Source organism: Nocardioides sp. P86 (genome assembly GCF_023712465.1).
Taxonomy (GTDB): Bacteria; Actinomycetota; Actinomycetes; order Propionibacteriales; family Nocardioidaceae; genus Nocardioides; species Nocardioides kribbensis.
This window is the reverse complement of the sequence record NZ_JAMAYE010000001.1, coordinates 639,273-663,282: the sequence shown is the minus strand read 5'-3', so window position 1 is coordinate 663,282 and position 24,010 is coordinate 639,273. Positions and strand designations below refer to the sequence as shown.

The window sequence follows — 24,010 nt, the reverse complement described above, 5'->3', positions numbered from 1 at the left end:
CCATGAAGCTCGTGACCGCGGTGATCAAGCCGCACAAGTGGGAGGACGTCCGCGAGGCCCTCGAGACCTTCGGTGTCACCGGCATGACCGTCAGCGAGGTCAGCGGCTACGGCCGGCAGAAGGGCCACACCGAGGTCTACCGCGGCGCGGAGTACGACATCGCGCTGGTGCCCAAGATCCGCATCGAGATCGTCGTCGAGGACGACGACGCCGAGGACGTCGTGGGCATCGTCGTCAAGACGGCCCAGACCGGGCGCATCGGCGACGGCAAGGTCTGGCTGAGCCCCGTCGAGAGCGTGGTGCGCGTGCGCACCGGCGACCGGGACGCAGCCGCACTGTGATCCACCGGACGGGCCCGGCCCCCCCTCACGCAGGGGTGCCGGGCCCGTCCCGTCCCGCACCGGCCGGCCGACCCGCGGCGCGGGGCGCTGCCCGCCGCCGGGGCCGTCCGGCATGATCGGCCCCACCTTCCCGGCTCCCGCCGGCCCGCCCGACCCAGGAGAGACCCATGAAGCTCGTCACCGCGGTCATCAAGCCGCACAAGTGGGAGGACGTCCGCGTCGCCCTGGAGAGCGTCGGCGTCACCGGCATGACCGTGAGCGAGGTCAGCGGCTACGGCCGGCAGAAGGGCCACACCGAGGTCTACCGCGGCGCGGAGTACGACATCGCGCTGGTGCCCAAGATCCGCCTGGAGATCGTCGTCAACGACACCGACGCCACGACCGTGGTCGACACCATCGTGGCGAGCGCAGCCTCGGGACGCATCGGCGACGGCAAGGTCTGGGTCTCACCGGTCGAGTCGGTGGTGCGCGTGCGCACCGGTGACAAGGACGACGCAGCCCTCTGACCGTGCCTCCCCACCCCCACGCGCACCCCCAGCACGCCGATCACCCCCGGCACCCCCGGCACCCCCGGCACCCCCGCACGAGCCGGCAGCAGGCCCCCGCATGAGCGCCGCCGACCGCGCCCGCCGCACCGTCGAGGCCGACGCGCTGTGCACGAAGGCCTACGAGGCCGCGGGGGGCCAGGACACCGGCACGGCCCTGGTCGCCGTGGGCGGCTACGGCCGGGGCGAGCTCGCCCCGCACTCCGACCTCGACGTCGTGCTGGTCACCGAGGAGGGCGTCGACCCCGGCGAGCTGGCCCACCAGCTGTGGTACCCGCTGTGGGACTCCGGCACCACCATCGACCACTCCGTGCGCTCGATGCCGCAGATGCTGGCCGCGGCCGAGGCCGACCTCCGGGTCGCGCTCGGGCTCGTCGACACCCGCCACCTGGCCGGCGACCCGAGCCTGACCCTGAGGCTGCGCACGACCGTGCTGGCCCACTGGCGCCGCCGCTCGCGCGAGCGGCTGCCGGACCTGCACGAGATGGTGCGCTCGCGCCACGAGCGGGTGGGGGAGCTGGCCCACCTGTCGGTGCCCGACCTCAAGGAGGCGGAGGGCGGGCTGCGCGACGCCACCGTGCTCAAGGCCCTGGTCGCGACCTGGCTGGTCGACGTGCCCCACGTCGAGCTCGAGCGCAGCCGCCAGCAGCTGCTCGACGTGCGCGACCTCGTGCAGGACGCCGCCGGACGCGCCACCGACCGGGTCAACCCCGAGACGTGGAGCGAGCTGGCCACCGGACTCGGCCTGCCCGACGCGCGCAGCGCGCAGGTGCACGTGCGCGAGCTCGGGCGGCGCATCACGCACCTCTCGCGCCTGACCTGGCGGCGCGTCGACGACGTGCTGGCACGCCCGGCCCAGGTCGGCGTACGACGCCCGTCGCTGACGCCGGTCGCGCCCGGGGTGGCGCTGGCCGGTCGCGAGATCGTGCTCGACGCCCGCGCCAAGCCCGCCCAGGACCCCGTGCTCCTGCTGCGCGCCGCCGCGGCCGCCGCCGAGATGGACGTCGTGCTGGCCCCGCCCACCGCGGCGCGGCTGGCGCGCGAGTGCCCGCCGCTGCCCGACCCGTGGCCGGCCGAGGCCCGCCAGCAGCTGGTGCGGCTGCTGGCCTCGGGCCGGGGGCTGCTGCCGGTGTGGGAGACCCTCGAGGAGACCGGGGCGCTCACCCGGCTGCTGCCCGAGTGGGAGCGCATCCGGCTGCTGCCGCACGCCTCGGCCATCCACCGCTTCACCGTCGACCGCCACGTGGTCGAGACCTGCATCGAGGCCTCGGCGCTCATCCGCCACGTCGGACGGCCCGACGTGCTGATGGTGGCCGCGCTGCTGCACGACATCGGCAAGGGCTCGCTGACCGAGCACAGCGTCGCCGGCGAGCCCCTCGCCCGGACGATCGCGACCCGGATGGGCTTCGCCCCCGACGCCGTCGACCTCATCGCCTCGCTCGTGCGCTGGCACCTGCTGCTCTCGGAGACCGCGACCACCCGCGACCCCGACGACCCGGCCACCGTCGACCGGGTCGCCAGCCGCATCCGCACCACCGAGGCGCTGGCCCTGCTGACCGCGCTCACCGAGGCCGACGCCAAGGCCGCCTCGGCCCCGGCCTGGTCGAGCTGGCGCGCGGGCCTGGTCCTGGACCTGTCGCGCCGGGTGCGCACCGCGATCGACACCGGTCAGAGCCTGCCGGTCGTGGAGACCGACGAGGTCGACATCCCGGAGGCCGTGCGCCGCGGGGCGGTGTCGGTGAGCGTCGAGGCCACCCCCGACGGCTCGCGCGTCACCGTCATCGCTCCCGACCGGGTCGGTCTGCTGGCCGACTTCGCCGCGATGTTCGCCCTGCAGCGCATCGCCGTGCGCGCCGCGCGGGTCTGGGCCCAGGACGTCTACGGCGTCTCGGTCTGGGAGGTCGCGCAGAGCGACCTGACCGGGGCCTTCCTGCTGGAGAAGTACGACGCGATCGTCGAGGGCCGGGTCGACCCCGCGGCGCGGCTGAGCCCGCCCGACGCGACCACGCTGGCGCCCACGGTGGAGGTGCGGGCCGACGCGTCGGCCTCGGCCACGGTGCTCGAGGTGCGCACCGCCGACCGCCCGGGGGTCGTCTACCTCGTGTGCTCCGCCCTGGCCCGCCTCGACGTCGCGGTGCGCTCGGCCCACGTCGACACCCTCGGGCCGCAGGCGGTCGACGTGTTCTACCTCCAGGAGGCGGGCGCCGGTCAGCTGGCCGAGACCCGTGCCGCGGCGGCGGCGCACGCGGTCAGGGCGACCTTGTCGGGGGAGTCGCGTTAGGCTCGACGCCGACTGCTCGCCCGTTCGACGCCCCCGAGGACACCCTTGTTCGCCACACTCTCCGACCGTCTCGCCGACACCTTCAAGAACCTGCGGGGCAAGGGTCGGCTCTCCGAGGCCGACATCGACGCCACCGCGCGCGAGATCCGCATCGCGCTGCTGGAGGCCGACGTCGCGCTGCCCGTGGTCAAGGAGTTCGTGGGGGCGGTCAAGGACCGAGCCCGCAGCGAGGAGGTCAGCGGTGCGCTGAACCCCGCCCAGCAGATCATCAAGATCGTCAACGAGGAGCTCGTCGCGATCCTGGGCGGCGAGACCCGCCGGCTGCGCTACGCCAAGTCGGGCCCGACCGTCATCATGCTCGCGGGCCTCCAGGGCGCCGGCAAGACGACCCTGGCCGCCAAGCTCGCGCTGTGGCTCAAGGACCAGGGCAAGACCCCGATGCTCGCGGCCTGCGACCTCCAGCGGCCCAACGCCGTCAAGCAGCTGCAGGTCAACGGCGAGCGCGTCGGCGTGCCGGTCTTCGCCCCCGAGCCCGGCAACGGCGTGGGCGACCCCGTGTCGGTGGCCCGGGCCTCGATCGCCGAGGCCCGGCGCACCCTGCACGACGTGGTCATCGTCGACACCGCCGGGCGCCTCGGCATCGACGCCGAGCTGATGCAGCAGGCCTCCGACATCCGCGACGCCGTGCAGCCCGACGAGGTGCTCTTCGTCGTCGACGCGATGATCGGCCAGGACGCCGTGGTCACGGCCCAGGCCTTCCTCCAGGGCGTCGGCTACGACGGCGTCGTGCTCACCAAGCTCGACGGCGACGCCCGCGGTGGCGCGGCCCTGTCGATCGCCTCGATCACCGGCAAGCCGGTCATGTTCGCCTCCAACGGCGAGAAGCTCACCGACTTCGACCTCTTCCACCCCGACCGCATGGCGTCGCGCATCCTCGACATGGGCGACATGATGACCCTGATCGAGCAGGCCGAGAAGACCTTCGACGCCGAGCAGGCGATGAAGGCGGCCGAGAAGCTCTCGGGCCGGGGCGGGCAGTTCACCCTCGACGACTTCCTCCAGCAGATGCAGCAGGTGCGCAAGCTGGGCTCGATGTCGAAGATCATGGGGATGCTCCCCGGGATGGGCCAGTTCCGTGAGCAGCTGGAGAACTTCGACGAGCGCGAGATCGACCGCATCGAGGCGATCATCCGCTCCATGACCCCCGGCGAGCGGGAGAACCCCAAGCTCATCGACGGCTCGCGTCGCGCCCGCATCGCCAAGGGGTCGGGGCGCCAGGTCTCCGACGTCAACCAGCTCGTCGACCGCTTCTTCGAGGCGCGCAAGATGATGGAGCAGATGGCGCGCGGTGGCGGCATGCCCGGGATGCCCGGCATGCCGGGGATGCCGGGGATGGGCGGGCCCAAGCGCGGCAAGGCCAAGGCCCAGCCCAAGAAGGGCAAGGGCGCCAAGCGCTCCGGCAACCCCGCGAAGGCCGCCCAGGAGGCCGCGGCCGCCAAGGACAAGGCGGGTGCGGTCAACCCGTTCGCCACCCCGGGCGAGGACGTCGACTACGAGCAGGCGGCCGCGGCCCTCGACCTGCCGAAGGACTTCTCGAAGTTCCTGAAGTGACCGGTCGCGACGTGGTCGGGCCCGCTCCGACCGGCCCCGGGGACGGTCGGCGGCCGTGACCTCCGTGCTCGTCGTCGACGCCGCCAACGTCGTCGGCTCGCGACCCGACGGCTGGTGGAGGGACCGCGCGGGCGCCGCACGCCGGCTCCACGAGCGGCTGCTGGTGGCCGACACGCCGTACGACCGGATCGTGCTGGTGCTCGAGGGGGCGGCCAAGGGCGGGGTGCGGGCCGGTCGCGACCAGCACGTCACCACCGTGCACGCCCCGCGCGACGGCGACACGACCATCATCGAGCAGACCCGGGTGGCCTGCGAGCGGGGCGACCAGGTCGTCCTCATCAGCGCCGACCACGTGCTGCGCGGGCGCTGCGAGGGCCTGGGCGCCCGGGCGATGAGCCCCTCGTGGCTCCTGGACCAGATCGAGCGCTGAGACCGGGCGGCCCGTCGGCCCCGGGCGGGCGGGGCCGAGCCCCTCAGCCGGCCGCTCCCGCGGCCGCCGTGCGCAGCACCGCGAGCGTGAGCGCCCCGACGACCTCGGCCCGGTCGCCGAGGTGCCCGGGGCGGACCTCCAGCGCCGCCGCGGTGGCGGGCTGGGCGTAGCGGTCGATGGCGTCGCGCACGCCGGCCACCACCGAGCCGCACGCACCGAGCGCGCCGCCGACGACCACCATGGCGGGGTTGAGGCTGTTGCCGAGGTCGGCCAGCGCCCGTCCGAGCGTGCGGCCCGCGTCGGTGAGGACGCGTCGCACCGCCGGGTCGCCGGCCTCGTCGAGCGCGCGCAGCCGCTCGGTGGTGAGCGTCTCGTCGTACGCCGGCTGGAGCACGGCCAGCAGGTGGGGCAGGGCCACGAGGGTCTCCAGGCAGCCGCGGTTGCCGCAGCGGCAGACGTGCCCGTCCTCGCCGACCTGCACGTGGCCGATCTCGCCGGCCAGACCGGTGGCCCCGCGGTGCAGCCGACCGCCCAGGACGATGCCGGCGCCGACCCCGGTGGAGAGCTTCACGTAGACCAGGTCGCCCCGGTCGCGGGCCGCCCCGTGGCGGCTCTCGGCCAGGGCGCCGAGGTTGGCGTCGTTGTCGGCGTGCACCTCGACGTCGAGTCGCCGGCCCAGCTCCTCGCTCGGCACCAGGCCGCGCCACCCGGGCAGGATGCCCGTCGAGATCCGCGCCGAGCGCCGGTCGACGGGGGCGGGCACGCACAGCCCGACCGCCGCCAGCTCGCTGCGCTCGCGACCGGCCGCGCGCAGCGCGCTGCGCACCATGTCAGCGCACAGGTCGAGGGTCTGGGGCCCGTCGAGGTCGGCCTGGGTGCCGGCCTGCTCCTCCACCAGCACGGTGCCGCTGCGGTCGGCCAGGGCCACGCGCACGTGGGCGTGGCCGACGTCGACCCCGGCCACGCACCCGTCGGGCACCGACAGCGCGACCAGCACCGGGGGGCGCCCGCTGCCGCCCTTGTGGGGCCGTCCCCGCTGGGCGGTCTCGACCACGGCCCCGTCGGCGAGCAGCGCGAGCACCAGGTTGGACACCGCGGAGCGGGACAGGCCGGCCGCGCGCGCCAGGTCGGCGCGGCTCATCGGCCCGCGCGCGGCCAGCAGGCCGGTGAGGGCGCGCGCGTTGCCCGACGGTCGGGCCGACTCGGCCCGTGGGCGCCCTCGCTCGGTCACCGCACCACCGTGGCGGGAGCGACCGAATATGTCCAGCACCTGCACGAATCAGTTCGGATGTGACGGGCGTTACGCGTTGACGGTGGCGGAAAGGCGTTCCTAGGTTGAGCGGGCGCGGCCCCCGCCGCGCCCGGTCCGACCGGTCCTCTCCCTTGAATCTCGGCAAGGAGACCCCCATGTCCCGCTCTGTCACCCCCACCCCGGCCGCCTCGGCGCCGCTCCCGCAGGCGCCACGTCACCGTCGCTCCCGCCTGGCCGTCGGTCTCGCGATCGCCGCCCTCGCCGCCGGGCTCGTGCCCGCCGGGCTCTCCGCCTCCACCGCCGCCGTGTCCGCCGCGGGTCCCGGCGCCTCCTCCGCCCCGGCCTCCGACGAGGTCCTGCCCTACCTCGACCCCTCGCTGCCGGTCGCGGAACGCGTGGCCGACCTGCTGGGGCGCATGACCCTGGCCGAGAAGATCGGCCAGATGACCCAGGCCGAACGGCTCGACGTGGCGGCCGACCCCACGCTGGTCACCGAGTACGGCCTGGGCAGCGTGCTGTCGGGCGGTGGCTCCGTGCCCGACCCCAACACCCCCGAGGCGTGGGCCGACGCCGTCGACACCCTGCAGCAGGCCGCGCTCGACTCGCGGCTCGGCATCCCGCTGCTCTACGGCGTCGACTCCGTGCACGGCCACGGCAACCTGCTGGGCGCCACGGTCTTCCCCCACAACATCGGCCTGGGGGCCACCCGCGACCCCGCGCTCGTGCGCCGGATCGGGCACCTCACCGCGATCGAGACCCGGGCCTCGGGCCCGCAGTGGGCCTTCGCCCCGTGCGTCTGCGTAGCGCGGGACGACCGCTGGGGCCGCACCTACGAGAGCTTCGGGGAGACCCCGTGGCTCGCGACCCGCATGGAGACGGCCATCGACGGCCTCCAGGGCGGCCCGGGCCAGCTCGACGAGACCGACCGGGTGCTGGCCACGGCCAAGCACTTCGCCGGCGACGGTCTGACCGACTGGGACACCGGCGAGGGCGACTACACCCTCGACCAGGGCATCGCCCGGGTCTCGCGCGAGGACTTCGACCGGCTCGCGCTCTCGCCCTACCCCGACGCGGTGGGCAGGCACGACGTCGGCTCGATCATGCCGTCCTTCTCCAGCGTGGACTGGACCGACGACGGCCTGGGCGACCCGGTCAAGATGCACGCCAACCGCGAGCTGCTCACCGACGTGCTCAAGGGGGAGATGGGCTTCGAGGGCTTCGTCGTCTCCGACTGGCGCGCCCTGCACCAGATCCCCGGCGACCTCGACGACCAGGTCGAGGCGTCGGTCAACGCCGGGGTCGACATGTTCATGGAGCCGGCCGCGGGCACCGACCCGGCGTGGCGGGAGTTCATCGAGACCCTGACCGGCCTGGTCGAGGAGGGCCGGGTGAGCCAGGAGCGCATCGACGACGCCGTCGGACGCATCCTGACCGCGAAGTTCGAGCTCGGGCTCTTCGAGGCCCCCCTCACCGACCGGTCGCGCATCGACTCGATCGGCAGCCCCGCCCACCGTGCGGTGGCCCGTCGGGCGGTGGCGAAGTCGCAGGTGCTCCTGCGCAACCGCGGCCAGGTGCTGCCGCTCGCCGCGGACACCGTGCGCGGGCCGAGCCGCCCCGTCTACGTCGCGGGGAGCAATGCCGACAACATCGGCAACCAGTCGGGCGGGTGGACCCTCACCTGGCAGGGCGGGTCGGAGAACGTCGTGCCCGGTGACACCGTGCTCGACGGCGTCCGGGCCGCGACCGACCGACCGGTCCGCTTCAGCGAGACGGCCGACACCCGGGTGCCGAAGCGCGCCGACGGCGTCGTCGTGGTGGGCGAGACGCCCTACACCGAGGGCTTCGGCGACGTGGGCGGCCCGCAGTGGGCCTACGACCCCGCCGACGGCGGGGTGCCGCGCCCGCAGCAGACGATGCGCCTCACCGACGCCGACCGGGCCGCGGTCGAGAAGGTCTGTGCCGCTGCCCGCGCCTGCACGGTGCTGGTCGTGTCGGGTCGTCCGATGATCCTGCCCCCGGCGCTCGTCCGCAGCACCGACGCGCTCGTCGCCTCCTGGCTGCCCGGCAGCGAGGGAGCCGGCGTCTCCGACGTGCTGTTCGGCGAGCGGGCCTTCACCGGCAGGCTGCCGGTGACCTGGCCGCGGACCCTGGCCCAGGAGCCGATCAACGTCGGCGACGCCGACTACGACCCGCTCTACGCCTTCGGCCACGGCCTCACGACCCGTCGCTGAGCGGCGACGCCGGGAGGACCTGCGCGCCCGCGACCGGGCGCGCAGGTCCTCGTCGGGGCCCGGTGGGCGCGGTAGCGTCCCGGGCATGGCCGCCACCAGCGCTCGCCCCCGCTCCTCCGGCTCCGCCCGACCGCCCGTCCTGCGCGTGCGCGGGCCGGTGCTGCCCGGCGACGACGTCTCCCGCGACCTCTACGTCGTCGACGGGCACGTGACCTACGAGCCGCAGCCGGGCGCGGAGACCGTCGCCACCGGCTGGGTGCTCCCCGGCCTGGTCGACGCCCACAACCACCTGGGCATGGAGGACCACGGGGCCGTCGACGCGGACGAGGTCGAGCGCCAGGCCCTGCAGGACCGCGACGCCGGGGCGCTCCTGCTGCGCGACTGCGGCTCGCCCGCCGACACCCGCTGGGTGCACGAGCGCGAGGACCTGCCCCGCCTGCTGCGCGCGGGTCGCCACGTGGCACGCACCCGCCGCTACATCCGCCACTACGCCGACGAGGTGGAGCCCGTCGACCTCGTGCCGACCGTCGTGGAGCAGGCCCGCTCCGGCGACGGCTGGGTCAAGCTCGTCGGCGACTGGATCTCGCGCGAGCAGGGCGACCTCGCGCCGTCCTTCCCCGCCTCCGACTTCGCAGCGGCGATCGCCGCCGCCCACGCCGAGGGCGCACGGGTCACCGCCCACTGCTTCGGTCGCGACGTGCTCGACGGCCTCCTCGACGCCGGCATCGACTGCATCGAGCACGGCACCGGGCTGTCGACCGCCCACCTCGAGCGCATGGTCGCCGCGGGCACCGCGCTGGTGCCGACGGTGATGCAGACCGACAAGTTCCCGGAGTTCGCCGACGCGGGGCGCGAGAGGTTCCCGGCGTACGCCGCCACGATGGAGGACCTCCACGCCCGCCGACGCGAGACGCTGCTGAGTGCGCACGAGGCGGGCGTGGCCCTCTTCGTCGGCAGCGACGGGGGCGGGGCGCAGCGCCACGGTCACCTCGCGGGCGAGGTGATGGCCATGGTCGAGATGGGGCTGCCCGCCGCCGACGTCGTCGCGGCGGCCTCCTGGTCGGCCCGCGCCTGGCTCGGGCACCCCTCGGGGCTCGAGGAGGGCGCGCCCGCCGACCTCGTCGTGGTCGAGCGCGACCCCCGCCGCGACCCGTCGGTGCTGTGGGAGCCGAGCCGGGTGGTGCTGCGCGGTCGCGTCGTCGCCTGATCCCGGGGGTCGCGCCCGTCCGGCCTACTCCCGCGCGCGCGCCCGGTCGGTGGCCGCCTGCTCCGTCATCGCGCCGGCCGCCTCGTCGATGATGGCGCGCATCGCGTGCTCGGCGCCGGCGCCGTCACCCGTGCGCACGCAGCGCGCGACCTCGTCGTGCAGCGCGATCGCGGTCGGGTTGGGCCGCGCCGGCATGAGGTCGTGGTGGGTGCGCCCGGCGAGCACCTCCTCGACCAGGCCCGCGAGCGCACGCACCATGTCGTTGCCGCTCGCGTCGAGCAGGGTGCGGTGGAAGGCCACGTCGGCCAGCAGGTAGGCCTCGAGGTCGCCGGTGCGGCCGTGCACCGCCATGTCGGTCGTCGCCTCCGCCATGGCCCGGCACTGCTCCGGGGTGGCGCGGTCGGCGGCCAGGCGCGCCGCGACGGGCTCGAAGCCCTGGCGCAGCTCGCTGATGGCCAGCAGCTGCTCGGTGCGCCCGGAGCCCTCGAGGCGCCAGCGCACCAGCCGGGGGTCGAAGACGTTCCAGTCCGAGGGGTCCTGCACGGTCACGCCCACGCGGCGGCGCGAGACGACCATGCCCATCGACTCCAGGACCCGGACGGCCTCGCGGGCCACCGGGAGCGAGACGCCGTGCTCGCGCCGGATCGCGTCGAGCGTGAGGACCTCGCCCGGTGCCACCTCGCCCGACGCCAGCCGCGACCCCAGGGCGTCGAGGGTGTCGACGTGGAGCGCCCCGTGCGGGCGCGCGCCGGGCGCGGGGGCCTCGGCGGGCGGGTCGAGGGGGCTCATGGCCCCATCCTCCCAGGCGGGCCGGGAGGGTCGGCCCGGAGTGTCGGAGAAAAGAACGCATCTTTGAACCTTCCAATTGCCAATGATCCGATCATTGGTCATAGTGTGCGTGCAGTCACACGATGTGTCGACGGTCACGGCCGTCGCGACGACGGGAGCACGATGCCGGACACGACCCGCCCCCCGGGACCTCCGGGACCCGCGAGACCCCTGGCCCTGGTGATGGGGGTGTCCGGCTCCGGCAAGTCGACGGTGGGGGCCGCCCTGGCCCGGTGCGCGGGGGTGCCCTTCGCCGACGCCGACGACTTCCACCCGGCGGCCAACATCGCCAAGATGGCCGCGGGGATCCCGCTGGACGACGCCGACCGCGCCCCGTGGCTGGACCTGCTGGCATCGTGGCTGCGCGAGCACGAGGCCGGCGGGGGAGTGCTGAGCTGCTCCGCCCTCAAGCGGTCCTACCGCGACCGGCTGCGCGACGGGGCCGGGCGTCTGCTCGTCGTCCACCTCGCGGGCAGCCCGGCCGTCATCGCGCGCCGCCAGGCCGCCCGCCCGGGGCACTTCATGCCCGCGTCGCTGCTGGCCTCCCAGTTCGCCACCCTCGAGCCGCTGGCCCCCGGTGAGCCGGGCGCCGTGCTCGACGTGGACCGACCGGTCGACGTGCTGGTCGAGCAGGCGCTCGCCCTGCTCGCCGGGCCCGTCGCCACCCCGTCCGACCCCACCACCCCCTGGCCCGCCCGGGCCGACAGGAGCTGACCCCATGACCCTCCCGCAGATCCTGCCGCTCGCCGCGGCCGAGCTGGCCGAGCCCGTCGCGGGCGGCGGCCGGCTCGTGCTGGCGGCCCTGGCGGCCATCGCCCTCATCGTCGTCTCGATCACCTGGCTCAAGCTCCACCCGTTCCTCGCCCTGATCGTCGGTGCGCTGGCCGTCGGCATCCTGGCCGGGCAGAACGTCAACGGCGTCATCACGAGCTTCTCCACGGGCTTCGGGTCCACCGCGGCCGGCGTGGGGGCGCTCATCGCCCTGGGTGCGATGTTCGCCAAGCTCCTCGCCGACTCCGGCGGCGCCGACCAGATCGTCGACACGATCGTCGGCAAGGCCTCGCCCCGGGCGCTGCCCTGGGCCATGGCCGGCGTCGGTGCGCTCATCGGGCTGCCGATGTTCTTCGAGATCGGGCTCGTGCTGCTGATGCCGGTGATCTACCTGGTGGCCCGCCGCGCGCAGCTGTCGGTGATCACGATCGGCATCCCCACCCTGGCCGGGCTCTCGGCCATGCACGGCCTGGTGCCGCCGCACCCCGGTCCGCTGGTGGCCATCGACTCCCTCGGCGCCGACCTCGGCACGACGCTGGCGCTCGGCGTGCTCGTGGCCGTGCCGACCGTGGTCGTCGCGGGCCCGCTCTTCGGCAGGCTCGCCGGGCGCTGGGTCGACGTACCGGCCCCGGACCTCTTCGAGGCCGAGGAGCGCACCGACGCCGCCGCCCGGCCGGCCTTCGGCCTGACGGTCGCGACCGTGCTGCTCCCGGTGGTGCTGATGATGGCCAAGGCCCTGGTCGACATCGGCATCGAGGACGAGACCGACACGGTGCGGCAGGTCTTCGACGTCGTCGGCAACCCCTTCGCCGCCCTGCTGATCGCCGTGGTCGTGGCGATGTTCACCCTCGGGCGCGGCTCGGGCATGGACCGCGCCGCCATCACCTCCTCGGTCGAGAGCTCGCTGCCGGCCATCGCCGGCATCCTGCTCATCGTGGCCGCCGGCGGTGGGTTCAAGCAGGTGCTCGTCGACACCGGCATCGGCACGCTGCTGGCCGACTGGGCCGGCGGCGCCAACGTGTCGGTCCTGCTCCTCGCCTGGGTCCTGGCCGTGCTCATCCGCCTCGCGACCGGCTCGGCCACGGTCGCCACCATCACCGCCTCGGCGCTCATGCTCGGCCTGGTCGAGGGGCTCAGCCAGGGCGAGGTCTCGCTGGTCGTGCTGGCCATCGGCGCGGGCTCGGTGTTCTTCTCCCACGTCAACGACGCCGGCTTCTGGCTGGTCAAGGAGTACTTCGGCCTGAGCGTCGGGCAGACCATCAAGTCGTGGTCGCTGATGGAGACCGTGCTGTCGGTGAGCGGGCTCGTCTTCGTGCTGCTGCTCGGCCTCGTCATCTGACGGGGAGGTCCCACGGGGAGGTCCGCGGGGCGATTTAGCCCACCCGGGGGTCTCTGGCATCATTGCTCGTCGAGTCCTGCGTGCCCGGTCCCTCTCACCCGGTCGCGCGGTGCCCTCGAGGCGATCGGGCCCGGTGTTTCCCCACCTGGTGCACGCTCCCTCACCCACCACGATAAACGAGGAGACACCACAAACGTGGCCGTCAAGATCCGCTTGAAGCGCCTGGGCAAGGTCCGGGTGCCGCAGTACCGCATCGTCGTCGTCGACTCGCGCAAGAAGCGCGACGGTCGAGTGATCGAGGAGATCGGCAAGTACCACCCCAAGGAGGACCCGTCGTACATCGACGTCGTCTCCGACCGGGCGCAGTACTGGCTGGGCGTCGGCGCGCAGCCGACCGAGGCCGTCGAGGCCATCCTCAAGGTCACCGGTGACTGGCAGACCTACAAGGGTCTCCCCGGCACCGAGGGCACGCTGAAGACGAAGGCCGCCAAGCGCGACAAGCTCGACATCTTCAACGAGGCCCTCGCCGAGGCGCACAGCAGCCCCAAGGGCGACGCCGTGACCAAGAAGGCCAGCAAGAAGGCCGACGAGAAGCCCGCCGAGGAAAAGCCGGCCGAGGTCCCCGCCGACGAGACCCCCGCGGTCGCCGCCGAGCAGGCCGAGGCCGCCGAGACCCCGGCCGCTGACGCCGAGGCCGAGAAGACCGAGGCCTGAGCGTCGTGCTGGCCGAGGCGCTCGAGCACCTGGTCCGCGGCGTCGTCGACAACCCCGACGACGTCTCGGTCCGCGACAAGCAGCTGCGACGCGGCTCGATCCTCGAGGTCCGGGTCCACCCCGACGACCTCGGCAAGGTGATCGGTCGCGGCGGGCGCACGGCGTCGGCCTTCCGCACCGTTGTGTCGGCCCTGGCCGGTCGCGAGGGTGCACGCGTCGACTTCGTCGACGTCGACCGCCGCCGCTGAGCCCTCCGGGCCAGCAGCGCCGACCGGCAACCGCGTGAACGGGTGCCGCCCCCCGGGGCGGCACCCGTTCGGCATTTCGCACCACCCGCCACCACCGAGAGGACCCGCCGTGCCCCCGTCATCTCCGAGCGCCCCCGGCACGCCCCCGGGCGAGCCCACCATCGAGCTGGTCGTCGGCCGCATCGGCAAGCCCCACGGCATCCGCGGCGAGGTGACCGTCGACGTGCGCACCGACGAGCCCGAGCGCCGCTTCGGCGACGGCGCGGTGCTGCGCGCCGAGGCGCCCCGCGGCTCCTCCTCGCCGCTGCGCTCCGTGAGCGTCGTCCGGACCCGCTGGCACCAGGGCGTGCTCCTCGCGACCTTCGCCGAGCTGCCCGACCGCAACGCCGCCGAGGCCGCCCGCGGGCTGCTGCTGCACGCCACGGTGCCGGCCGACGCGACACCCGACGACCCCGACGAGTACTACGACCACCAGCTGGTCGGCCTCGCGGTGCACGACCTCGACGGCACCGAGCTCGGCACGGTCACCGCCCTGGTCCACGGCGGCGCCCAGGACCTGCTGACCGTGCGCACCCCGTCGGGACGCGAGGGGCTCGTGCCCTTCGTGAAGGCGCTCGTGCCCGAGGTCGACCTCGTCGCGCGACGCGTCGTCGTGGCCGACCGACCGGGGCTCGTCACCCCGCTGCCCGAGGACGCCTGAGCCCGTCGTGCGCCTCGACTACCTCACGATCTTCCCCGACTACCTCGCGCCGCTGTCGCTCTCGCTGCCCGGCAAGGCGGTGGCCAAGGGGCTGATCGAGCTCCACGTGCACGACCTGCGCTCGTGGGCCCACGACCGCCACCGCACCGTCGACGACACGCCGTACGGCGGGGGCGCCGGCATGGTCATGAAGCCCGAGCCCTGGGGTGAGGCGCTCGACGAGGTGCTGGGCGCCGGCGGGTCCGACCAGGCGCCGGCCACGGTGGTGTTCACGACGCCGTCGGGGGAGCCGATGACCCAGGCCCTGGCCCGCGAGCTGGCCGGTCGCGAGCGCCTGGTCTTCGCCTGCGGACGCTACGAGGGCATCGACCAGCGGGTGCTCGACCACGCCCGCACGCTCGCCGAGGTGCGCGAGGTCTCGCTCGGTGACTACGTGCTCAACGGCGGCGAGGTGGCGGCGCTCGCCATCACCGAGGCGGTCGTGCGACTGCTGCCGGGCTTCATGGGCAACGCCGCCTCGCTGGTGGAGGAGTCGCACGAGGACGGCCTGCTGGAGTACCCCGTCTACACCAAGCCCGCGTCGTGGCGCGGCCACGACGTGCCGCCCGTGCTCCTCGGCGGCAACCACGGCGCGATCGCGGCCTGGCGCCACGACCAGGCCGTGCGACGCACGGCCGAGCGGCGCCCCGACCTGCTGCACGCCAGCGCCGCGGTCAGCGGGGAGTGGGCCGTCGTGCCGGCCGTGCGCGGCGACGCGGCCGAGCTCCTCACCCTCCAGCTGGCGTGCTGGGTGGGCGAGGCGCTGGTCAACGGCGACCTCACCCTCCCTCCGCTGCAGGAAGGCCTCGACGACGTCACGGCCTCGCTGTCGTCGTGGGACACCTACGTCGTGCGCTCGGCCGGGCGTCTCGTCGGGTCGGTGCGGGGAAGGCTCGACGGGCGCACCTGGGAGATCGGGCGTCTCATGGTGGCCCCCGACCTGCGCGGGCGCGGGCTGGGACGCCACCTGCTCGAGCACGCCGAGCGCGTCGCGGCGCCGGAGGCCACGGCGTACCGGCTCTTCACGGGGGCCGCGAGCACCGCCAACCTGCGCCGCTACAAGCGCGCGGGCTACTCGGTGCGCGACGTGCTCGACGGTCCCTCGGGGCCCGCGGTGCTGACCAAGCCCCGTCGCGGCTGACGCTGGCCGGCCGCTCAGGCTGATTCACCCCCGCCCGCCCGGCTGTGGCAGACTTGCGCACCGGCCAGTCGGCCAAATCCGGATCACCCCGAGGCGCTGCCCAGCAGCCGCCGGCAGGGGGGTCTGCGTCGGGCACCTGCCACAGGGGGAGCACGACGCCGCCGGCCACTCGCACTGCGCCCGACACCTGAACACGCACGACCATCCGACACCGCGGCTGACCTGTGGCACCCGCGAGGAGAACCATGACCAACGTGATTGCCGAGCTCGGCAACTCCCTCAAGCGCGACGACGTCCCGGCCTTCCGCGCCGGCGACACCATCAAGGTCCACGTCAAGGTCGTCGAGGGCAACCGCTCCCGCGTCCAGGTGTTCCAGGGCGTCGTCATCCGCGTCCAGGGCTCCGGCATCGGCCGCACCTTCACCGTGCGCAAGGTGTCCTTCGGCGTCGGTGTCGAGCGCACCTTCCCCCTGAACTCCCCGATCTTCGAGGAGATCGAGATCGTGACCCGCGGTGACGTGCGTCGCGCCAAGCTCTACTACCTGCGCAACCTGCGCGGCAAGAAGGCGAAGATCAAGGAGCGCCGCGAGGCCTGAGCGGTTCTGCTCCCCGCAGCACCACCGGCTTCCTAGACTCACCCGCGTGACCTCACCCGACCGCGACCCCGTGCCCGTCGAGAGCGACGGCACCGCGCACCCGACCGAGACCGGTCGGGGCGCGGAGCCCGACCCGGCCGTCACGGAGTCGCGGTCGCGGTCGTTCCCGGGAGCGCGCGGACCGCGCCGGGAGCGCTCGCTGCCGTTCGGGGTCGAGACACTGGTGCTGCTCGCCGTCGCGGTGGGTCTGGCGGTGCTGGTGAAGACCTTCCTCCTGCAGGTCTTCTACATCCCCTCGGAGTCGATGGAGCCCGGCCTGGTCGAGAACGACCGGATCGTGGTGCAGAAGGTCTCCTACTGGGGCGGCGGCACCCCCGAGCGCGGTGACGTCGTGGTCTTCCAGGACCCCGGCGACTGGCTGGGCGAGGAGGAGACGCGCACCGCGAGCAACCCGGTCACGAAGGGCCTCGACGCGATCGGCCTCTACCCCGGCGGCGGCCACCTCGTGAAGCGCGTCGTCGGCGTCGCGGGCGACACCATCGTGTGCTGCGACGAGGCCGGGCGGATCAGCGTCAACGGCCTGCCCATGGAGGAGGACGCCTACGTCCTCGACGAGAAGAACATCAAGTGCCGCGGGCCGATGCTCGGCGACTGCGACTGGCAGGCCGGGCCCGTGCCGGAGGGCACCGTCTTCGTGATGGGCGACAACCGCGGCCACTCCGCCGACTCCAGCTTCCAGATGTGCGCCGAGGGCGACACCGCCTGCGTGCCGGGCGACGAGTTCGTGCCGGTCGACGACATCGTCGGCAAGGTGATGGCCGTCTTCTGGCCCGTCGGGCACGCCGGGCTGCTCGAGCGTCCCGACGTCTTCGCGGACGTGCCCGACCCGTCGTGAGCCTGCTCCCGCGCGGTGCCACCGTCCGGCGCGACGCCGGGCTCTACGGCTACGAGCGCGCCCTGCGACGCCACGGCATCGAGACCGTGGCCGGGGTCGACGAGGCCGGGCGCGGCGCCTGCGCCGGCCCGCTCGTGGCCGGGGCCTGCATCCTGCCCGCCGGTCGGGCGGGGATCGTGCCGGGTCTGGCCGACTCCAAGCTGCTGACCGAGCGGGCCCGCGAGCGGTGCTACGACCAGGTCGTGCGGCGGGCCCTCGCCTGGTCGGTCGTCGTGGTCTCGCAGGAGGAGTGCGACCGCCTCGGCATGCACGTCGCCAACATCGAGGCGCTGCGCCGTGCGGTGGCCCTGCTCGACGTGGCCCCCGACTACGTGCTCACCGACGGCTTCCCCGTCGACGGCCTCGGCGCGCCGGGGCTGGCGGTCTGGAAGGGCGACCGGGTGGCCGCCTGCATCTCCGCGGCCTCGGTGCTGGCCAAGGTCACCCGCGACCGGATCATGACCGAGCTGCACGAGCAGTGGCCGGCCTACGACTTCGCCACCCACAAGGGCTACATCACCGAGACCCACACCGCGGCGCTGCACGAGCACGGCCCCTCGCCGGTGCACCGGATGCGCTTCGTCAACGTCCGCCGTGCCGCGGGCCTGGAGCCCCCCACGGGCTCAGAGCCGCTCGGGCACCCCGAAGCGGGTCTGCACCCCGGTCGAGAAGAGCACCGAGTCGGGCGCTGACCCGCTCACCCCGGGGAGCCCGGCCGCGGCGACCAGCTCGTCGTCGAGGGCGCTCACCCGGGCGCGGCGCAACGGCCACGGGCCGTGGGTGTTGGGCACCCACAGGGTGCGCCCCAGCACGCTGGTGTGCAGCCCGAAGCGGGCGGTGAGGAAGAGGTCGAGCGGGCTGGGCTCGGCGACCGGCTCGCCCACCTCGATCTCGAGGCGACTGCGCGCGCGGCCGCGGGCGCGGCGTACCGAGTCGTAGCGGACGCGGGCGCCGGTGACGTCGGCGTCGTGGGGGAGCGCGGCCGGGGCCATCGTCATGCCGGCCCAGCGGTAGGGCACGTTGAAGGTGAGGTTGGCGCCGGCCACCACCGCGAGCCGCTCGGCCTCGAGGGAGCGGAAGACCACGCCGTGACGGCCGCGGTCGTCGGTGGAGTAGAGCCTGACGTTGGTCTCGAGGAAGGTGCCGAACCACGGCGCCGTGCTGCGCCGCCCGAAGCCCGCCTCCACCATCCGGAAGGGGATGAGGCCGACCCAGGCGCTGCCGTCGTGCAGGTCGGGGCGCACCCCCGGCGGGAGCAGCGGTGCCACCCGGTCGGGATCGACGCGCCAGTGGACGAAGGCGATGTCGCGCCACCACTGGTTCATGATCGGGCGGCCCGGCAGCGGGGGCCCCTGGGCCTCGACGGGCCGCCCCAGGCCTGGGGGCACTCGGGTGTCGCTCACGTGTCTACGATGCCAGTGCGCACGGCCCGCGACCCCACCCCTCGGGCCCGCCCGCACCGACGACGAGGAGAGCGATGAGCGCCGAGGATCTCGAGAAGTACGAGACCGAGATGGAGCTGACCCTCTACCGCGAGTACCGCGACGTCGTGGGCATCTTCAAGTACGTCGTCGAGACCGACCGGCGCTTCTACCTGTGCAACCAGGTCGACGTGAAGGCGCGCACCGAAGCCGGCGACGTCTTCTTCGAGGTGTCGATGAGCGACGCCTGGGTCTGGGACATGTACCGCCCCGCCCGCTTCGCCAAGAACGTGAAGGTGCTGACGTTCAAGGACGTCAACGTCGAGGAGCTCAGTCCTTCGGACATGGATCTGCCCGAGAAGTAGTCCTTTCGGGCCATCTGCCCGCAGCTGGCCGCGCGCCCCTGAGCGCCTTCCCTAGCCTCGCTCGTGGAGCTCCGGGGGCTGCTGTGCGGGGTGAGGGAGACATGGGTCTGCGACAGGGACGCGACCGCGAGCGGGGCGCGGCCGCGGTCGAGTTCGCCCTCGTGGCGCCGCTGCTGCTGCTGCTCGTCTTCGGGATCATCACCTACGGCTACATGCTGAGCTTCCGCCAGGCGATCAGCCAGGGGGCGGCCGAGGGTGCCCGCGCGGCCGCCGTGGGCGCCCAGGCCTTCAACACCACCCAGGAGGCCTCGCGCCGCACGGCCGCCCTGGCCAGCGTGAACGAGGCGCTCCAGAGCTACGGCGTCTCCTGCAGCTCCGGTGCCACCTGCACGGTCACCTTCACCACCTGCGGCAGCGCCCGCTGCGTGCAGGTGCTGGTGTCCTACCCCTACGCCGCTCGGCCGCTGACCCCGAAGCTCCCGCTCGTGCCGCTGCCGCAGACGCTGAGCTACACCGCGACGGCGAGGGTGAGCTGATGCTGCGGGGCACCTGGCGCGTGCACCGTGACGAGCGCGGCCAGCGCGGCGCCGTCGCGGTCTTCCTCGCGGTCACCATCGCCCTGCTGCTCGCCGTGGCCGCGCTCGCCGTCGACCTCGGCACCCAGCGCGTCGTGCGCCGTGACATGCAGGCCATCGCCGACGTCGTCGCGCTCGACATGGCCCGTGAGATCGACGGCCGCTCCCAGGCCCAGCTGGCCGCGCTGGTGACCACCTCGTCCACCTCGCTGCTGAGCCAGAGCGTCGCCCGCAACAGCACCACGCTCGGCGACGACCTCGTCGTGACCGCCGACTGGGGGTCGTGGAACGGCACGACCTGGAACACGACCGCCGAGCCGCCCACCGCCGTCAAGGTCGTCGCCAGCGCGAGCACCGACTTCGCCTTCGCCGCCGGCTCGGGCAGCGCGACGCGCACGGCGTACGCCACCTCGACGACGACCGCCTGCCACGCCCTGGGGTCCTACGCCGCGGCGGTGCGCAGCAACGACTCGGCCCTGCTCGCCCCGCTCAACAGCCTGCTGGGGGTCGACCTCACGCTGGTCGGCTACCAGGGCATCGCCAACACCGAGGTGAGCCTGGCCCAGCTGGCCGCGACCGCCGTGCTCGGCACCGAGACCGAGCTGCTCACCGCGCCGGTGGCCTTCGGCGACCTGGTCAAGGGCACCATCGACGTGCTCAACAGGGAGAAGCCGGCCGGCTACAGCGCGGCCGTCAGCGCCCTCGGCTCCTTCCTGGCCGTCGCCGGCAGCGTGCCGGCGGTGCGGCTGGGCTCGCTGCTCAACATCTCCCCGACCGACAGCGCGGCCCTGGAGACCGGGCTCAACGTGCTCGACCTGATCGCGGGCTCGGTCGGCGTCGCCACCGGCCAGCACGCCGTGGCCGTCCCCAACCTCCAGGCCCAGGTGCCCGGCCTCGGCAGCCAGGTGACCGGCGGGATCTTCGTGCAGCAGGGCAGGCAGACCGCCTGCGGCGCGCCCAACTCGGCCGAGGCACGTGCGGCCACGAGCCAGATCGCCGGCGACCTGGGCCTGACCTTCGTCAACCTCCCGAGCATGAACCTCAACCTCGGCCTGGTGAAGGGCACCCTGCAGACCCCGAAGGCCACCGGGAACGTGCACCTCAAGCTGGGCAACGCCACCTCCCAGCTCGTCGACCCGCCCCAGGTCCACTGCGGCAACGGCACCACGACCGACCCCTCGACCTTCTCGGTGGCCGTGGCCAGCGGGCTCGCGGAGTACAGCCTCACCGTCGACCTCGAGGTCAAGGGCACCCTCAAGCTCGAGCTGCTGCTGACCTCGGTCGACGTGGCGGTCGACGTGGGGGTCAGACTGACCATGAGCAGCCCCGCCCCGGCCGCGACCAGCACCGTCCCACTGGCGCTGCCTCCCAACGACGTCACGCCGAAGTCGACCGGCGGCACCGTCAACGTGCTCAGCTCGGTGGTGCCCACCATCACCTCCTCCTCCATCACCGCCGCCGGCCTGACCCTCAACGCCAGCCAGATCACCTCCGTCACCACGGCGGTGCTCGACGGGCTCACCAACGGGCCCAACGCCTTCGTCAACAAGACCCTCACCCCGCTGGCCAGCAACCTCGACAGCCAGCTCGTCGGCCCGGTCGCCAGGCTCCTGGGCGTGCGGGTGGGTGGCGCCGACGTGTTCGCCCTCGAGGCGGTGTGCAGCCTCCCCGCACTGCGCGGCTGAGCCGGTCGCCGTCCTCCAGTGGGACGCGGGCCGTGGTGGATCTGTTACCGATCTGAGGATCTCGCGTTGATTTTACCGAGCGAGCGCTCAGCACGGGTCCGGCCCGACCGATGCTCCTTGTCGCTGACGCGCGTCCACCGGGGGACCTGAGCAGCGCTCCCGAGAGGCGACCGGCTGTGGGCACCAGACGAGCGGCACGGCAGCGCTCCGAGCGGGGCGCGACCGTCGTCGAGTTCGCCCTGCTCATGCCCGTGCTCTTCCTGCTGCTCTTCGGGATCATCCAGTACGGCCTCTACTTCTGGGCCATGCAGGGCGGCAGCGACATCGCCCGCAACGCCGCCCGGATGGCGGCCGTCGGCGACCCCGCGACCTGCGCCGCCTACCGCACCGCCGTCGCCGCCGACATCCAGGGCCTCACCGGGTCGGGCTCCACCGCGACCGTGCGGCGCAGCTACGCCACCGCGCTGCCGAGCCAGGTGCAGGTGGGCGACGTGGTCACGGTGACGGTGCAGTTCGACAGCTTCGACCTGCAGCTGCCGATCCTGCCCTTCGTCGACGACGGCGAGGTCAACGCCACCGCCGAGGCGCGCGTCGAGTTCGTGCCGCGCCAGCCCGAGGCCTGCCCGTGACCGAGCGGTGCGCCCGCCCGGCCGCTCCCCGGGCGGCTCGGCGCCGCCGGCGTACGCGGGACGAGGGCGGGGCCATGGCGGTGATGATCGCCGTGATGGCCGTCGTGCTCTTCGGGGTCTCCGCGCTCGCGGTCGACCTCGGCAACGCTTGGTCCCGGGGGCGCGCGGTGCAGAAGCAGGCCGACGTGACGGCGACCAGCGCCGGGTGGCGCCTGCCGATGAGGGTGTCGGTGCCGGCGGCCGCGCCCGCGGCGATCGCGGCCGACGCGGCCCGCTACCTCAACGCCAACCGCGCCCCCGGCCAGCCGGTCGCCACCGGGTCGGCACTGCTCGACGGCCAGCGCGCCAACGGCGAGGTGTCCTTCGAGCACGCCGACGGCACGGCCTGCACCGACGTCTGCGTGCAGATGGAGGTCGTGGCGCCGGCCGCCCACGTCGAGTTCGGCCTCGCCGGCGTGCTCGGCCGGACGGCCGTCGACGTGCAGCGGGTCGCGACGGTCAGGGTGGTCTCGCCGCTGCCGTCGCCCGCCGACATGGTGCCCTTCTGGCTGCCCGACGGGTGCGCCCTCGGCCCGGCCGCCGCCGACACCACCGGCGGCAACTCGCTCGCCGCGACCACGACGACCACGACCGTCGCCCCCAGCCCGACGCCCAGCCCGACGCCCAGCCCGACGTCCAGCCCGACCGCCACGGCGAGCGGGTCGGGCGGCCCGGCCGCGACGGCCAGCCCGAGCCCCACGACCACGACGACGACCGCGGTGGCCTCGCCGGGCATCCCGGTGGGGTCCCACCGGATCACCAGCCCCCGCGCCCTGAGCGTCACCGTCGGGCAGCAGCTCAGCGTCTCCCAGCTCCAGGTCGACTCCATCCCCAGCAACACCGACCGTGCCTCGATCCGGTTCTACTCACCCGACGGCTCCACCTACGTCGACTACGCCGCCCAGGACGTCGGCAAGACCAACCCGCTGGTCGTGCCGACCTTCACCGTGGGCGGCGAGGTGTCGGCCACCCCCGGCACGTGGCGGGTCTACGCCCTGATCCAGGCGAAGGGCAACGCCCGGCTGGAGATCTCCGCCAACCACCTCGACTACGTGGTGGTCGGCCCGTCGCCCTCGCCGACCCCCAGCCCGACGCCGACGGCGAGCCCGAGCCCGTCCCCGAGCGCCGGGCCCTCGCCCACGCAGACCGCCTCCCCGACGGCGACACCGACGACGACACCGACGCCCGAGCCGGCGCCGTCGCCGACCGGGGTGCCCGTGGGCTGCGTGGGTCAGGACCGCGGCAACTTCGGCCAGCTCGACAGCCCCCGGCGCGACGGCCTCACCGGGCAGCGACGGCTCGCGGCGAACATCGCCGGCGGCCTCGACCACCAGCTGGTGCCCTACTCCTTCGCCGTGGGCCAGACCGTCACCAAGGAGTGCGGCAGCGGCTCCTCCTGGATCAGCGGAGCCGTGCCGGACGACCAGCCCCTCGACGGCCGCAACTGCATCCTCGGCGACACCGGCAACGACGGTCCGGCCCTCTACGACGGCTTCGTCAGCGGCACGGGGTCGAGGCCGGGGCGCCTCGACGTGCGCAACGGCGCCACCACCTGCCCGGGTCGCGGCGACCTCGTCGTCGGCAGCGTGCGGCTCAACAACGACGTGCTCTCCTGCTTCCTGCGCAACGGCGCCACGCTCGACTCGCTGACCCGCACGGGGGTGTCGGCCACGATGCTGGCGCCGGAGGTCGTCGACTCGCCCCGGCTCGTGTGGCTCCCGGTGGTCTACGCCACCGACCGGGCCCAGAAGCGCTTCCAGCCGATCCTGGACTTCGTGCCCGGCTTCCTCACCGACGAGACCCAGAGCAGCGCCGCCTCGGCCTCCAACGGCCTGGCGATCAACGGCAACTCGGTCAAGGCGCTCCAGGTCTTCGTCTTCGACAAGGCGGCCCTCCCGGTCGACGCGCAGGCGCCGACGGTGGCCTACGACGCCGACCTCGGGCCCAGCATCGTGCGCCTCGTCGGCTGAGCCGACGCGACGTCCGCCCCGGGCAGGACCACGAGTCGTCCACAGACGCACGCGACCGGAGCGTCCTCCACACCCTCCTGCGGTGGGACCCCACGCACCGGCGATCCGGAGGAGCCTC

The 24,010-nt window shown here is 74.0% G+C and carries 24 protein-coding genes and 1 pseudogene; 22 read left to right on the top strand and 3 right to left on the bottom strand.

All coding sequences use genetic code 11. The features are described 5' to 3' along the window. Positions 1–2: 2 nt before the first annotated feature. From M3673_RS03060 to M3673_RS03040, 5 genes are all read left to right on the top strand, one after another. Complete coding sequence (locus tag M3673_RS03060) at positions 3–341, top strand: P-II family nitrogen regulator (RefSeq protein ID WP_056862361.1); 339 nt, start codon at positions 3–5, stop codon at positions 339–341. 167 nt (positions 342–508) lie between these two features. Further along, a complete protein-coding gene (locus tag M3673_RS03055) occupies positions 509–847 on the top strand; it encodes a P-II family nitrogen regulator (RefSeq protein WP_056862362.1) in 339 nt (112 codons plus the stop codon). Positions 848–947: 100 nt separating this feature from the next. Further along, positions 948–3,167, top strand: a complete 2,220-nt coding sequence (locus M3673_RS03050; protein ID WP_251531399.1) for a [protein-PII] uridylyltransferase — start codon at positions 948–950, stop codon at positions 3,165–3,167. Positions 3,168–3,212: 45 nt separating this feature from the next. Next, complete coding sequence (gene ffh / locus M3673_RS03045) at positions 3,213–4,778, top strand: signal recognition particle protein (RefSeq protein ID WP_056862364.1); 1,566 nt, start codon at positions 3,213–3,215, stop codon at positions 4,776–4,778. Positions 4,779–4,833: 55 nt separating this feature from the next. Further along, a complete protein-coding gene (locus M3673_RS03040) occupies positions 4,834–5,208 on the top strand; it encodes a hypothetical protein (protein WP_056862365.1) in 375 nt (124 codons plus the stop codon). A gap of 43 nt (positions 5,209–5,251) precedes the next feature. Here M3673_RS03040 and M3673_RS03035 read toward each other — a convergent pair whose 3' ends face one another. Further along, positions 5,252–6,439 (bottom strand): ROK family protein, encoded by a 1,188-nt coding sequence (locus tag M3673_RS03035; RefSeq protein WP_251531397.1) that lies wholly within the window; start codon positions 6,437–6,439, stop codon positions 5,252–5,254. Between the two features lie 176 nt (positions 6,440–6,615). Between M3673_RS03035 and M3673_RS03030 the strand changes: the two genes are divergently transcribed. Together M3673_RS03030 and M3673_RS03025 are read left to right on the top strand one after the other, a co-directional pair. After that, positions 6,616–8,691 (top strand): glycoside hydrolase family 3 protein, encoded by a 2,076-nt coding sequence (locus M3673_RS03030; RefSeq protein ID WP_251531395.1) that lies wholly within the window; start codon positions 6,616–6,618, stop codon positions 8,689–8,691. A gap of 85 nt (positions 8,692–8,776) precedes the next feature. Further along, positions 8,777–9,898, top strand: a complete 1,122-nt coding sequence (locus M3673_RS03025; RefSeq protein ID WP_251531392.1) for an amidohydrolase family protein — start codon at positions 8,777–8,779, stop codon at positions 9,896–9,898. A gap of 24 nt (positions 9,899–9,922) precedes the next feature. Here the strand turns inward: M3673_RS03025 and M3673_RS03020 are convergent, their stop codons facing one another. After that, complete coding sequence (locus M3673_RS03020) at positions 9,923–10,687, bottom strand: FadR/GntR family transcriptional regulator (RefSeq protein WP_228941877.1); 765 nt, start codon at positions 10,685–10,687, stop codon at positions 9,923–9,925. Positions 10,688–10,909: 222 nt separating this feature from the next. Between M3673_RS03020 and M3673_RS03015 the strand changes: the two genes are divergently transcribed. The 10 genes and pseudogenes from M3673_RS03015 to M3673_RS02970 all read left to right on the top strand — a co-directional run bounded on the left by M3673_RS03015 (position 10,910) and on the right by M3673_RS02970 (position 17,900). After that, the gene (locus M3673_RS03015; protein ID WP_251532769.1) at positions 10,910–11,440 is read left to right on the top strand and encodes a gluconokinase; all 531 of its coding nucleotides are present in this window, start codon (positions 10,910–10,912) and stop codon (positions 11,438–11,440) included. 4 nt (positions 11,441–11,444) lie between these two features. Next, positions 11,445–12,836 (top strand): GntP family permease, encoded by a 1,392-nt coding sequence (locus tag M3673_RS03010; RefSeq protein ID WP_193665000.1) that lies wholly within the window; start codon positions 11,445–11,447, stop codon positions 12,834–12,836. Between the two features lie 195 nt (positions 12,837–13,031). Next, complete coding sequence (gene rpsP / locus M3673_RS03005; protein ID WP_193664998.1) at positions 13,032–13,550, top strand: 30S ribosomal protein S16; 519 nt, start codon at positions 13,032–13,034, stop codon at positions 13,548–13,550. Positions 13,551–13,555: 5 nt separating this feature from the next. After that, positions 13,556–13,798: an RNA-binding protein gene (locus tag M3673_RS03000; RefSeq protein WP_056862370.1), complete on the top strand. Its 243-nt coding sequence runs from the start codon at positions 13,556–13,558 to the stop codon at positions 13,796–13,798. A gap of 109 nt (positions 13,799–13,907) precedes the next feature. Further along, on the top strand, positions 13,908–14,498 hold the full coding sequence (gene rimM / locus M3673_RS02995; RefSeq protein WP_251531390.1) for a ribosome maturation factor RimM: 591 nt from the start codon (positions 13,908–13,910) through the stop codon (positions 14,496–14,498). 7 nt (positions 14,499–14,505) lie between these two features. Beyond that, a pseudogene (gene trmD / locus M3673_RS02990) lies at positions 14,506–15,213 on the top strand (tRNA (guanosine(37)-N1)-methyltransferase TrmD); the annotation flags it as partial. A gap of 18 nt (positions 15,214–15,231) precedes the next feature. Next, positions 15,232–15,678, top strand: coding sequence for a GNAT family N-acetyltransferase (locus M3673_RS02985; RefSeq protein WP_251532768.1), 447 nt, complete (start codon positions 15,232–15,234; stop codon positions 15,676–15,678). Between the two features lie 245 nt (positions 15,679–15,923). Next, the gene (gene rplS / locus M3673_RS02980) at positions 15,924–16,274 is read left to right on the top strand and encodes a 50S ribosomal protein L19 (protein ID WP_056862372.1); all 351 of its coding nucleotides are present in this window, start codon (positions 15,924–15,926) and stop codon (positions 16,272–16,274) included. Between the two features lie 46 nt (positions 16,275–16,320). Continuing rightward, positions 16,321–17,169, top strand: coding sequence for a signal peptidase I (gene lepB, locus M3673_RS02975; RefSeq protein ID WP_251531389.1), 849 nt, complete (start codon positions 16,321–16,323; stop codon positions 17,167–17,169). Continuing rightward, positions 17,166–17,900, top strand: a complete 735-nt coding sequence (locus M3673_RS02970; RefSeq protein WP_251531386.1) for a ribonuclease HII — start codon at positions 17,166–17,168, stop codon at positions 17,898–17,900. The genes lepB and M3673_RS02970 overlap by 4 nt, the downstream gene beginning before the upstream one ends. Here M3673_RS02970 and M3673_RS02965 read toward each other — a convergent pair. Continuing rightward, on the bottom strand, positions 17,832–18,611 hold the full coding sequence (locus tag M3673_RS02965) for a DUF2071 domain-containing protein (protein WP_251531383.1): 780 nt from the start codon (positions 18,609–18,611) through the stop codon (positions 17,832–17,834). The two genes, M3673_RS02970 and M3673_RS02965, sit on opposite strands and share 69 nt — an antisense overlap. A 74-nt stretch (positions 18,612–18,685) precedes the next feature. Between M3673_RS02965 and M3673_RS02960 the strand changes: the two genes are divergently transcribed. The 5 genes from M3673_RS02960 to M3673_RS02940 all read left to right on the top strand — a co-directional run bounded on the left by M3673_RS02960 (position 18,686) and on the right by M3673_RS02940 (position 23,892). Beyond that, positions 18,686–18,994, top strand: a complete 309-nt coding sequence (locus M3673_RS02960; protein WP_056862375.1) for a DUF2469 domain-containing protein — start codon at positions 18,686–18,688, stop codon at positions 18,992–18,994. Positions 18,995–19,095: 101 nt separating this feature from the next. After that, a complete protein-coding gene (locus M3673_RS02955) occupies positions 19,096–19,530 on the top strand; it encodes a TadE/TadG family type IV pilus assembly protein (RefSeq protein ID WP_193664992.1) in 435 nt (144 codons plus the stop codon). Next, positions 19,530–21,254 carry a pilus assembly protein TadG-related protein gene (locus tag M3673_RS02950; RefSeq protein ID WP_251531381.1) on the top strand — a complete coding sequence of 575 codons (1,725 nt, stop codon included), beginning with the start codon at positions 19,530–19,532 and terminating at the stop codon, positions 21,252–21,254. Before M3673_RS02955 ends, M3673_RS02950 begins: the two co-directional genes overlap by 1 nt. Before the next feature lie 176 nt (positions 21,255–21,430). Continuing rightward, positions 21,431–21,883 carry a TadE/TadG family type IV pilus assembly protein gene (locus M3673_RS02945; RefSeq protein WP_251531378.1) on the top strand — a complete coding sequence of 151 codons (453 nt, stop codon included), beginning with the start codon at positions 21,431–21,433 and terminating at the stop codon, positions 21,881–21,883. A gap of 74 nt (positions 21,884–21,957) precedes the next feature. Continuing rightward, positions 21,958–23,892: a hypothetical protein gene (locus tag M3673_RS02940; protein ID WP_251531376.1), complete on the top strand. Its 1,935-nt coding sequence runs from the start codon at positions 21,958–21,960 to the stop codon at positions 23,890–23,892. Positions 23,893–24,010: the final 118 nt, after the last annotated feature.

Bases quoted from the DNA above. Each gene is read 5' to 3' on its own strand.
- M3673_RS03060 (WP_056862361.1), top strand. From the start codon at position 3: ATGAAGCTCGTGACCGCGGTGATCAAGCCGCACAAGTGGGAGGACGTC.
- M3673_RS03055 (WP_056862362.1), top strand. From the start codon at position 509: ATGAAGCTCGTCACCGCGGTCATCAAGCCGCACAAGTGGGAGGACGTC.
- M3673_RS03050 (WP_251531399.1), top strand. From the start codon at position 948: ATGAGCGCCGCCGACCGCGCCCGCCGCACCGTCGAGGCCGACGCGCTG.
- M3673_RS03030 (WP_251531395.1), top strand. From the start codon at position 6,616: ATGTCCCGCTCTGTCACCCCCACCCCGGCCGCCTCGGCGCCGCTCCCG.
- M3673_RS03025 (WP_251531392.1), top strand. From the start codon at position 8,777: ATGGCCGCCACCAGCGCTCGCCCCCGCTCCTCCGGCTCCGCCCGACCG.
- M3673_RS03020 (WP_228941877.1), bottom strand. From the start codon at position 10,687: ATGAGCCCCCTCGACCCGCCCGCCGAGGCCCCCGCGCCCGGCGCGCGC.
- M3673_RS03015 (WP_251532769.1), top strand. From the start codon at position 10,910: ATGGGGGTGTCCGGCTCCGGCAAGTCGACGGTGGGGGCCGCCCTGGCC.
- M3673_RS03010 (WP_193665000.1), top strand. From the start codon at position 11,445: ATGACCCTCCCGCAGATCCTGCCGCTCGCCGCGGCCGAGCTGGCCGAG.
- rplS (WP_056862372.1), top strand. From the start codon at position 15,924: ATGACCAACGTGATTGCCGAGCTCGGCAACTCCCTCAAGCGCGACGAC.
- M3673_RS02960 (WP_056862375.1), top strand. From the start codon at position 18,686: ATGAGCGCCGAGGATCTCGAGAAGTACGAGACCGAGATGGAGCTGACC.
- M3673_RS02955 (WP_193664992.1), top strand. From the start codon at position 19,096: ATGGGTCTGCGACAGGGACGCGACCGCGAGCGGGGCGCGGCCGCGGTC.
- M3673_RS02950 (WP_251531381.1), top strand. From the start codon at position 19,530: ATGCTGCGGGGCACCTGGCGCGTGCACCGTGACGAGCGCGGCCAGCGC.
- M3673_RS02940 (WP_251531376.1), top strand. From the start codon at position 21,958: ATGGCGGTGATGATCGCCGTGATGGCCGTCGTGCTCTTCGGGGTCTCC.